General features: G+C 50.2%; 9 protein-coding genes. 3 read left to right on the top strand and 6 right to left on the bottom strand.

The features are described 5' to 3' along the window. Positions 1 to 52: 52 nt before the first annotated feature. Together IQ235_RS08930 and IQ235_RS08925 are read right to left on the bottom strand one after the other, a co-directional pair. Entirely contained in the window at positions 53 to 2683 is a 2631-nt protein-coding gene (locus tag IQ235_RS08930; protein ID WP_264321127.1) for a chloride channel protein, read from the bottom strand. A 113-nt stretch (positions 2684 to 2796) separates the two neighbouring features. Beyond that, positions 2797 to 3375, bottom strand: a complete 579-nt coding sequence (locus tag IQ235_RS08925; protein WP_264321126.1) for a Uma2 family endonuclease — start codon at positions 3373 to 3375, stop codon at positions 2797 to 2799. 83 nt (positions 3376 to 3458) lie between these two features. On the opposite strand from IQ235_RS08925, the gene IQ235_RS08920 reads away from it, so the two are divergent. After that, positions 3459 to 4145: a DUF416 family protein gene (locus IQ235_RS08920; protein WP_264321125.1), complete on the top strand. Its 687-nt coding sequence runs from the start codon at positions 3459 to 3461 to the stop codon at positions 4143 to 4145. A gap of 20 nt (positions 4146 to 4165) precedes the next feature. Here the strand turns inward: IQ235_RS08920 and IQ235_RS08915 are convergent, their stop codons facing one another. Continuing rightward, positions 4166 to 5464, bottom strand: coding sequence for a glutamate-5-semialdehyde dehydrogenase (locus IQ235_RS08915; RefSeq protein WP_264321124.1), 1299 nt, complete (start codon positions 5462 to 5464; stop codon positions 4166 to 4168). 198 nt (positions 5465 to 5662) lie between these two features. On the opposite strand from IQ235_RS08915, the gene IQ235_RS08910 reads away from it, so the two are divergent. Together IQ235_RS08910 and IQ235_RS08905 are read left to right on the top strand one after the other, a co-directional pair. Beyond that, positions 5663 to 6766: a saccharopine dehydrogenase family protein gene (locus tag IQ235_RS08910; RefSeq protein ID WP_441373252.1), complete on the top strand. Its 1104-nt coding sequence runs from the start codon at positions 5663 to 5665 to the stop codon at positions 6764 to 6766. 62 nt (positions 6767 to 6828) lie between these two features. Continuing rightward, positions 6829 to 7668, top strand: a complete 840-nt coding sequence (locus IQ235_RS08905) for a hypothetical protein (protein WP_264321123.1) — start codon at positions 6829 to 6831, stop codon at positions 7666 to 7668. Positions 7669 to 7703: 35 nt separating this feature from the next. Here IQ235_RS08905 and IQ235_RS08900 read toward each other — a convergent pair whose 3' ends face one another. From IQ235_RS08900 to IQ235_RS08890, 3 genes are all read right to left on the bottom strand, one after another. Beyond that, positions 7704 to 8300, bottom strand: coding sequence for a TerB family tellurite resistance protein (locus tag IQ235_RS08900; protein ID WP_264321122.1), 597 nt, complete (start codon positions 8298 to 8300; stop codon positions 7704 to 7706). A gap of 83 nt (positions 8301 to 8383) precedes the next feature. Next, positions 8384 to 9253 carry a 4-hydroxybenzoate solanesyltransferase gene (locus tag IQ235_RS08895; protein ID WP_264321121.1) on the bottom strand — a complete coding sequence of 290 codons (870 nt, stop codon included), beginning with the start codon at positions 9251 to 9253 and terminating at the stop codon, positions 8384 to 8386. Between the two features lie 292 nt (positions 9254 to 9545). Beyond that, positions 9546 to 10481: a pentapeptide repeat-containing protein gene (locus IQ235_RS08890; RefSeq protein WP_264321120.1), complete on the bottom strand. Its 936-nt coding sequence runs from the start codon at positions 10479 to 10481 to the stop codon at positions 9546 to 9548. Positions 10482 to 10582 lie beyond the last annotated feature (101 nt).

Raw genomic sequence — 10582 nt, 5'->3', positions numbered from 1 at the left:
CCCCCGAAGCCTCCGTTTCCCCCGTTTTCCCCAAAGCCCACTCGAACTAAATTTATGGATCGGCGCTGCGAACGACGATCGCCGTACACTTGCAGCCGTGGATGATATCCCGAGCGATATTGCCTCGAACCACTCGTGAGAGCAAGCTTTTGCGACTTGCGCCTAAGAGTACCACATCGCTGCGACGAGTGCGGGCGATGTCGAGAATGGTATCGGCAACGGAGAAACCGAGAACGGAAGCGGTGGTAATCGGGCAGCCAAGTCGATCGAAAAGAAATGCTTTGGCTTCGCGTAAGGCAGTGCGATCGGGGTTGGATTCGTTAGGGTCGAATACCTGACACAGGTGAATGCTCGGCGTTTTACCCAAAGCAATCAGAGACGGCAGCAATCGCAAAGCCTCCCGGACGTTCGGGCCGCCACCAATGGGAATCAACCAACGATCGAACTGGGGCAGTTTGGCGGTGGGATTCGGCTCGACGGATGCGGTTCGCCCCCATTTGACCAAAATTATATCGCAACTTGCCTGGCGGATGAGGGTATCCACCGCATCGCCAAAAATGCGATCGGGCTTGAAGTTGCGACCTTTCCACCCCATCAAGAGTAGATCGATATGGCGTTCGCGAATGGTTTCGAGCGTCGCTTCAGACACATCGCAAGCGGCGCGAATTTGGGTATGCACGCAAAGGTTCCACTGCTTGCCAACCCGCCTCCCCTGCCCTAGCAATCGTCGCCCGAGGGTCGTGCTGACTGGGGTTTCCGAAGGGGTTTTGTGACGGGCGATCGAGACGATATTCAAGCATTCTATTTCCGAGTGGCGATCGCGGGCGATGGTGGCGGCCAGTTGCAGTAGCATCGGTGCGGTGCGGGGATTGGCTAAAGGAACCAGCAATCGTCCCCGACCGATTTCCGGGGCGCGGGTTTGATAGACGACATAGGATGGCGCGCCGCGCACCCGACCTTCTCCTCGACCCCCCAGCACGTTTGCCTCCACGCGGATAATATCGCTGCGGGTGATAATCCCCACCAAACGCCGCCCCTCGGTAACGGGCAATCGGCTGATTTTATAGCGGTTGAGCTGGTACAGCACATCGCTGAGGGTATCCGTGGGGTGGACGGTCACCGGTTGCGGGGTCATAATGTCCTGCAACGGGCAATCTTCGGGGACTTGATGCTGAGTGATGTCCGGCAGGTCGCTTTGGGAAACCGTCCCCACCAACTGACCGTTTTCGACCACGGGAAATCCGCGATGGTGCGATCGCGAGAAGGCTTGACGCACGCGATCGAGGGTGAGGTGGCTTTCTAAGGTTTCCACTTGGCGCTGCATCACGTCATCGGCAGTCAGCTTGGTTAAAGTGGCATTGCTCGAATAATCTTGTTTGAGATCGATGCCCTTGGCAACTAGCAGGGCATCGTAAAGCGAGCCGCGCGCCACCTTTCCCGAGACAATGAACGCCGTCACCGAAGTAATCATCAGGGGCAAGACGAGATTGAAGTCCGTGGTAATCTCAAAGACGATCGCGATCGCCGTGATCGGGACTTTGGCCACACCGCTAAAAAATGCTCCCATTCCCGCCAAGGCATAGGTGGTGGGTTCGCCGATGCCAAAGAGGGCCTGGGAACACAACCCCACCAGACAACCCAGGGCGGAACCGAGGACTAGAGCAGGAGCGAACAATCCCCCCGGTGCACCGGAACCGTAGGCGATCGTCGTCAGGGCAAATTTGGCAACAAAAGCGATGGCAACGATGCCGATATTGGCCTCTCCGGTGCTGAGAAATTCCCGCAGACCGGTGTTGTCCCGAAATGCGACGGGAAACAGGGCGATCGCCGCACCGGAGACCAACCCCGCCAGTCCCATTCGTAACGGCAAACTTAATTTGATAAAACGACGGTTGAAATTGAGGCCGGCAACGATACTGCGGCTGAACAATCCGGAAAACAATCCGGCGATCGCCCCGAGGAGCAACAAAAAAGGAATATCCAGCGCGGAGAAATTGGCTCTCGATGCCACCAGTTCGAGGTTTAAATCCCAGTCGCCACCTCCCAAAAGCCGCGATACTACCGCCCCGACGAAGGAGGCAAGAATGGCAGAACCCAGGGTGAAGCTGGAGACATCGTGCAAAAGTTCCTCAACGACAAACAAAACTCCGGTAATGGGGGCGTTGAACCCGGCAGCCAATCCCGCCGCCGCCCCGGCTGCAATCATCTGACAGCGATAGTCCGGAGAGGTGGGAATCCAACGACTCAAAGCCTCCGCCAGGGACGCGCCGATTTGTAACGTCGGCCCCTGTCGCCCTAACGTCAAACCCGAACCGACGGTCAAAATCGTACTCACCATTTTGACTGCGGCCACCCGCAGGTTCATCGTCATCGGCACGCCAGCGAGCATGGCTTTAACCTGTGCCAGCCCCGTCCCCGAGGCTTCGGGGGCTAGGTATTCGACTAAAATTCCCGCGCCATATCCCCCCACCAGCCCGATCGCTGGGAGAGCTAAGATGGCGGGATGTGCTTGAGATTGGTGAACGCGCCAAGCCCCCAAACTGCCGACTCCCTGCTTGAGCAATACAGCGGCCAATGCAGAAATTAGACCGATGGCGCAGGCTTCGAGAAAGGCAAAACGTTTGGGGGAAAGAAGAGATTCGATAAATCGGCGCGACAGCCACGGCGGACGGAAGTAGGACACGCGCGGTACCGATCGAGTTGAGTAGGATGAGCTTTGTTCCCATCTTAGGACGATCGGGCCGCAATACCTCCAGCATTTTCACGGTTGCAGAGTCCAGGCGCGATCGTCGATCGTCAATTTTGAGGCGAACGACCTGACATTTTCAACCAACTAAAAATTGTATCGATGGTTAACTCTAATTGAATATCCTCTAATACCGAAGGGCGATCGGGACCTTGTAATAGTTCGGGTTGTCGATCTCGTCGGAAGACTAGAATCGATCGATCTGCCGGATCGACTAACCAGCCGAGGGTACAACCATGTTCTAGACAATAGAGAATATTGCCGATTACCCGATTTGAACTTTGTTCTGGAGAAAGGATTTCGATCGTCCAATCTGGGGACAATAAAAAATCGTTGGGAACTTCTCCATCTGCTTCAAAGGGAATCCGCGACCATTTGAAAACAGCAACATCGGGGACAATAGAGCGCGTACCGAAGCTACAGCGAAGTTCGGGAAAAGCATAGGCAATTTTTTGGCTTTCTGCACTTTCGTTGATGCGATTACATAGCTTCAGTTGCAATCGACTATGTTTTCCTTTCGGCATTGGCTTCTGGAGAATTTTGCCGTTGATATATTCGCTGGCGGGTTTAGTTTCGGGGAGTTGCAGAAATGCTTCTAAGCTATATTTTGTTTTGATTTTGTTCTTCATGAATCTTTTAAGTTAGGTGTAAAATATAGACACAGGTGTTTTATAAAAATTAATTTTTGAATATTTATTTCTACTTTAAATAGATGAATATAGAATATTTTAGAAACAATATCTTAACTAAAGAATTAAAGATTTTATCAAAATTGCATATTGTTGCTTTTGCGGCTTCTTGCTGCGAACAATTATTTCCGTTCTATAAAACTTTTTCTAAAATGGAAAATTGGGGCGATCCTCAGATTCCGAGAAAAGCATTAGATACAATTTGGTCGATCGCCAAAGGGGAGTCAGTCGATCTAGATGAAGTTTGGCTTTTAAGCGATCGGTGCTGTAGTCGAGGCATTTGCCCCAGTGATGACGATCGCAATAGTCATTATGAAAGTTCTAGTTTGTTTATCGAAGCCGAACATCTAATTTATTCGATATGTATCATTTTAGACTCTTATACTGAGATAACAGCTTACGATGCTATTTCTATTAGTAATTATGTAGAACGAACACTTGAGTATTACATTAATGATTTTGACGCTTCATTTCAAAAAAAATGTCAAGGATATACATTAAAGGAACAAATAGAAAATTTTCAACATCATCCTCTAGTTGTCAACGAAGTTGCTAAAGAAACCGAAGACCTACAAAAACTGAAGGAAGCCCAAGTTTTAACCCTCGACTTCCTAGAATGGCTTCGTACTTCATCCCGAAAAGAGGGTTGGGTTTTTATAAACTTTCTCAAGGAATCTCGATCGCCTACCGCAACAACCGATCGCCCCTAAAATCACACCCAATTTACAAACTACAAATCCCGATGGGTAAAAGGTTTTGCATCCTTCCCGGCATAAGTTGCCGCAATGTGACCCTCACCAACCACCTTATATTTATAAGTCACCAATCCCTCCAATCCCACTGGGCCGCGAGGGGGCATTTTTTGGGTACTGATGCCCACTTCTGCACCGAAGCCGTATCGGAAACCATCGGAAAAACGAGTCGAACAGTTCTGGAACACCCCCGCCGCATCCACTTGGTTTAAAAAGGTTTCGGCGGTCTGGGCATCTTCGGTAACGATCGCTTCGGTGTGGCGGGAACCGTAGGTACTGATATGTTCGATCGCCTCGTTGAGGGAGTCCACCACTTTAATCGACAGCATCAAATCGTTGTATTCCGTCGCCCAATCCTCTTCAGTTGCCGGGGCAATCTCCACCACTTCTCGGGTCATTTCGTCACCGCAAAGTTGCACGTTCTCGCCTTGCAGGGCCGCTGTTACTCGGGGTAGGAAGTCTGCGGCGACGGCCCGATGCACTAGCAACGTCTCTGTGGCATTACAAGCGGCCGGATACTGAATTTTGGCATCGACGACGATATCCGTCGCTTTTGCTAAATCAGCAGCAGCATCGACGTAGACGTGACAGATGCCATCGGCATGTCCGAGGACGGGAATGCGGGTATTTTCCTGGACGAATTGAACGAAGGAGTTCGACCCCCGAGGGATAATTAAGTCTACGTATTCGTCGAGTTTGAGGAGTTCGAGGATTTCTTCTCGGGTGGTAAGTAGTTGCACCACGTCGGGGGAAATCTCGGTATTTGCCAGTCCTTGGTGAATCGCTTTGACGATCGCCTTACAGGATTCGATCGCTTCTTTTCCCCCTTTGAGAATTACCCCATTTCCGGATTTAATCGCCAAACTCGATATCTGAATCACCGCATCGGGCCGGGCCTCGAAGATGATTCCCAAAACCCCCAGCGGACAGGCAACCCGCTTGAGATTCAACCCCCGATCGAGTTCGCGATCGATTTGCACCGAACCCACCGGGTCGGCTAATTTTCCCACATCTCGCACCCCGGCGATCGCCCCTTTGAGTTTGGTTTCGTCCAGCTTCAGTCGATTGTAGAGGGGTTTGGCGATCCCTTCACCTCGCGATCGTTCGCAATCTGCCCCATTCGCCGCTAAAATATCCGGTGCGGCCGCTTCCAGGGCGATGGAGATCGCTTCGATGGCTTCGTTCTTTGCCTGAGTCGAAAGTACCCCCAATTGGCGGGCGGCGTTGCGGGTTTGGCGGGCGATAGCGGTGAGGGAAGCAAGCTGGGAAACGCTCATGGGTTTAATGGCAACACTTTTGAACTTTATTATTATCATTCAAATTGAAGTCCTTGGATGATAATAAACACAGGACTTACGCGCCGAACGCGCCGAACGGTTGGCAATGATGCGTTACGCTGCGCCAACACATCCAATAGATAAAGGCAAAAGCGAAAGTCCTAAAAGATAGAGAATACAGGTTATTTCTGAAAGCTGATGATAAACGATCGGGTGCTGGTAATTGGTGGAAGCGGACGAATTGGTGACAGTGTTGCCCGAGATTTAGCCGATCGAACTCAGGCTCAAATTACTGTTACCGGACGCAAAAATCGAGCGAATCTTTTCCCTTACCAGTATTTACAACTCGACGTTTCCGATCGCGAAACTTTAAGCGAAGCCATCTCCCAATCTAACCTCGTCATTCACTGTGCCGGCCCATTTCTCGATCGCGATGCTAGCGTCCTCGAAACTTGTATCGAACAAGGCGTTAACTACCTCGATGTTAGTGATAGTCCCGCATTCGTCCGCAAAGCATTAACCTATCGCGATGCCGCAAAAAAAGCAGGGATAACGGCAATTCTCAACAGCGGCATTTTTCCCGGAATTTCTAATAGTATGGTTCGCCAGGGTATCGAACAGCTCGATACAGCCGAAACCGTTCATCTGAGCTATGTTGTCGGGGGTTCTGGGGGGGCAGGCGTTACAATCATGCGAACCACATTCCTGGGCTTGCTAGAGCCATTTCGTGCTTGGATTGACGGACGCTGGCAAACGATTCAACCTTACAGCGATCGGGAAATTATCGAATTTCCAGAACCCTATGGAAAGGTTGGCGTATATTGGTTCGATGTCCCAGAAATTCTCACCCTCCCCGAATCATTTCCCGTCAAAACAGCGATCGCCAAATTTGGTTCGATTCCCGACTACTACAACCGTCTCACCTGGGGAGTTGCCCGTTTTATTCCCAAAAAAATACTCAAAAATCCGGCAACCATCGAGTTTCTATCTCAAGCCAGTTATCGGATGACACAAATGACCGATAAACAGACAGGAATTGGGGTCGCCATTCGCGCTAAAATTGAAGGCACCCAAGCAGGTAAGCCCACCCAAGTTTGCTTGACTCTAACTCATCCGGATACAGCCATTGCCGCTGGGGCAGGAACGGGCAGTATCGCTCAACTGATGCTAAACGGACAATTACAAAAATCGGGAGTTTTTCCGGTGGAGCAAGCCCTCTCTACAGATTTATTTGAAGTGGCGATGTCTAGCCGAGGAATGCATATCGCTCAACAGCTAACCACTCTCGAATCTAAGGAATAGCGATCGATTCTAGCAGTGCTTTTTAATTCATTTAATTCATTAGTACTCTCAATCAAAAAATAATGAAACTTCTACCCTCTAGTTATAAACTGAGATCTGGAATTGCGATTGCCGTTGCTTCAACGATCTTATTGTTAGGCAGTTGTAACAGCTCGAAATCCGATCCCTCTGAAACTTCAGAACGGGAAGTCATTCAATCAGCAACGTCAAATCCCGATCGATCCAAAAATATCGAAAATGCGACCTCACAACCATCAGAGTCTTCAAATACAGAGGAAACTGAGGCAGAAACCTTGGTAGAAGATTCACTTTTGGATGACGATTCAACGGAAGAAGCTGAAATTGTAGAATTGCCGGATTTTGTTGATGAAACAGCTCAAGGTTTAGATCGAAATTCAGAAGAATCTGAGGTCGAGGAAACTCAACCAGAAACTGCCGATGAAACCACCGAACCGGTGGAAACCGAATCGCGATCGATACCGGAGAACAGAACGATCGAAGTCGAAGATTTTGACTTTCAGTTACGTCAAGTTTCTGTAGAAAATGAAATTGTCGATCGGGCCAGTAACAAGCGACTAAGTGCAGAAAATGCCGACGAACCCTCGTCTTATTTATTGGTTGAGTTAGATTTAAAAAATAATAGCGATGAAGTGATGTGGGACTCCGTCCTTTATACACTCGAGTGCGGCGATGGTAACGTCATCGAAAATGCCGCCGATGTGGCGCGAGTCTATCGTTCTAATCAGAATATTAAGATATCCTCGGAAATCCCACCCGGTGGTAAAGGACTCGTTGCCGATGCCTTTCTCGTTCCCGAATATTGCTTGAAATCTGACGGTCTAAACCTGATTGTTTCCCCTGTTGGCAAAGGGAAAGCCACAATTCCTCTGAATTTAGAATAGGCGATGTTTTTCAGGTCAGTTAGCCGATCGATTTTTCACACCATTTCTAACTTCGATCGCATATACCGCGCCGCTTTCACCAAAATCGGATCGATTTCCTCAAACCGATCGTCTCCCAATAACTCCCGCACTTGGGCCGCCCCCTCTGGAAATGATGGTGTATCCCGCGTAAATCCTGCTTCGATCGCTTGTAAGTGAGGCATCTCGATTTGTAACCGAGAGGCGATCGAGTGCAAATACATCTGTTCCCGAAAATCGATCGTGCCATCCGCCGCCGACATCTCGTATCCAAATGCCAGCAACAACAACCTCGCCGACAGCGATAGCGGATTCGACAGGGTGAGTAGCGCCTGGGGATCGAGATAGATATGTTCGCGATCGATTCCCCGAATTGTCAGTTGGGTGAGACGGTAGACCTCTTCATCCTCATCGAGCAACACATCGAGGGTATCGAGCAATCGCGCCTCTTCTTCGGCAACCACCACCTTATCCATCACCATCACCCCCCGCAACACCGCAATCGCTGCTGCGACAAATATAAACAGGGGTCGAATTGTGCGCGGATTTAGGTCTTGTCCCGTAATTTTCGATAATAAATAGACAACCTCAGAGTTTACCTGCCAAGTATTCATGTTTTTATCCAGGGTTCGGAGTTCGGGAAATTGGGTGTGGAGAGAGTCGAGGCACGATCGTCAATCGTCCATTTCGTCCCGTCCTACGCCAAAATGATACCCGTAAGGATCGCAAAACCGATCCAAACATTTTGCCCGAAGATTTCGCCATAGAGAGAGGGGGGTAATTGGGTTGGCATCAACTGCTTGAATTGCCACATCCAAGCGATCGCCGCGATCGTAACCGCAATCCAAAAGCTCCATCCCAGACCCATCACGCTGCCGAGAACCACCAGCATCGCGATCGTCCCAAGAAAAAAGACCCCGACGGCGATCGCCGCGTAATCCCCAAAAAACAGGGCGCTGGAGTTAATCCCAATTCGGCGATCGTCCTCGCGATCGGCCATGGCATAAACCGTATCGAAGCCCAAAGTCCACAAAACCGTCGCCCCCCACAGCCACCATGTCGCCGTTTCGATGCTTCCGGTGACCGCACTCCAGCTAATGAGCACCGCAAACCCCCAGGCGATGGACAACACGAGCTGCGGTACCGGAAAAAAACGCTTGGCGAGGGGATAGCAGATAATCAACGGCACGGCGGCAACGCAAAGGAGAAAACTCAACGTATTGAGATACAGCGCCAAAATTGCCCCACAACCGAGGGCGACCGCCGCCACGACAATCCCCGTCGTCATCGACAAGGCACGGGATGCCAGAGGGCGATTTTGAGTGCGATCGACTTGAGGATCGATATCGCGATCCCACAAATCGTTGACCACGCAACCCGCCGCACTCGTTGCTAGCGATCCCAAAATCACCACCCCTACCAACGGTAGCGGGGGCGTTCCTCGAGCCGCCAAAAATACCGCCCACAGTGCTGGAATCATCAATATCAATCGTCCGGCAGGCTTATCCCACCTCAACAAACGAATAACAGTTTTCCAAATCGGTTCCGATTGCGGCTGACTCAGCATAGTTATTAATGGTTATAGCGGTTATCAATCTGTTGAAGTACAGAGTTTCTGGTTTTCGGGAATGGGGAATGGGGAATGGGGAATAGGAAATAGAATTTGGGTGTACCTCACAAGACTGAGAAGAGGGATAATGGCAAATTATGAAGTAGAGATTTGGGGCAAAGAGGGAATAGGGAATAGGGAATAGGGAATGGACATTGGTAAAAGGTTAAGCAATTTTGCTAGATGTCAAGTTGACAACCTTGAATAGCTATAGCCCCCTTTCCAAATTCCGAATTCGGAAGTTTCCCCCTCACTCATGCACATCCCCATCTGGCATTGTTGCCCGAGAAAGATTCGTCCCCTTCATGTTCGTCAAACTCAAATCCGCCTCAAACAAGTTCGCCCCGGCAAGGTTCGCCCCGGCGAGGTTGGCTTTGGCTAAATTGACTTCGAGCAAATCCGCTTCCTTTAAATTCGCGAAACTCAAATCCGCGCGACTCAAGTCCGTTCGGGCCAGATTTGTTAAGTGCAGGTTGGCTTTTTGGAGATTGGCTTCCTTGAATTTGGCACTGGCAACCAGAGCCCCACTCAAGTTCGCTTCGATCGCACTTGCCCCCGCCAGATACGCTTGCGTCATCACGGCATTACTCAAGTTTGTCTGGTTTAAAATCGCTCGAGTCAACTTCGCACCCCGCAAGTTACAATGACTCAGGTTTGCCCCGGTTAAATCCGCTTTGGTCAAGTCGGCATGGGTGAGATTGACATCCCGCAGATCGGCATTGCGCAAGTTTGCCCCTCGCAGGTTGACCGGTTCGTAAACCCGTTTTTCATAGCGGAGATTGGCCCCCCGCAAACAGGCTCCCCGCAGACAGGCACCGCTGAGATTGGCATTGCGTAAATCGGCTTTACTCAGATTGGCATCGAGTAGGTTTGCCAGGGCGAGATTTGCTTTGCGAAAATCAGACCCTTGCAAATTCGCCCCGTGTAACTCAGCATCCCCCAGATTGATTTGACGCAAGTCCGATTTATATAAATTAATGCCGCTCAATTTGCCATGAGAGAGATTCGCCTTCCCCAGACTCACTCGACTTAAATAGGCAAAAACGAGGCTGGCTGATTGTAAATCGGCACTGTCGAGATTAACCCCCAGCAGTTCGATGCCGTTGAGGTTTGCCCCCCGTAGGTTTACTCCGGCAAAATCGGTTTCGCCCGCTTCATGTCGTTGCCGTAATTCGTTCGCATTCACGATCGATATCAATGAAATTTTAAATTTAAGTTTTACCGTTTTCGAAATTCGGATTGCAGTTAGAGGTCGATCGTTTCCGTCCAATCTAGAGATCGACTATC

This window comes from Zarconia navalis LEGE 11467 (assembly GCF_015207075.1).
Lineage (GTDB): Bacteria > Cyanobacteriota > Cyanobacteriia > Cyanobacteriales > Geitlerinemataceae > Zarconia > Zarconia navalis.
This window is presented reverse-complemented; position numbering and strand designations above follow the sequence as displayed.

Excerpts from the sequence above, each read along its gene's own strand:
- IQ235_RS08925 (WP_264321126.1), bottom strand. The coding sequence starts at position 3,375 with ATGAAGAACAAAATCAAAACAAAATATAGCTTAGAAGCATTTCTGCAA.
- IQ235_RS08920 (WP_264321125.1), top strand. The coding sequence starts at position 3,459 with ATGAATATAGAATATTTTAGAAACAATATCTTAACTAAAGAATTAAAG.
- IQ235_RS08915 (WP_264321124.1), bottom strand. The coding sequence starts at position 5,464 with ATGAGCGTTTCCCAGCTTGCTTCCCTCACCGCTATCGCCCGCCAAACC.
- IQ235_RS08910 (WP_441373252.1), top strand. The coding sequence starts at position 5,663 with ATGATAAACGATCGGGTGCTGGTAATTGGTGGAAGCGGACGAATTGGT.
- IQ235_RS08905 (WP_264321123.1), top strand. The coding sequence starts at position 6,829 with ATGAAACTTCTACCCTCTAGTTATAAACTGAGATCTGGAATTGCGATT.
- IQ235_RS08900 (WP_264321122.1), bottom strand. The coding sequence starts at position 8,300 with ATGAATACTTGGCAGGTAAACTCTGAGGTTGTCTATTTATTATCGAAA.
- IQ235_RS08895 (WP_264321121.1), bottom strand. The coding sequence starts at position 9,253 with ATGCTGAGTCAGCCGCAATCGGAACCGATTTGGAAAACTGTTATTCGT.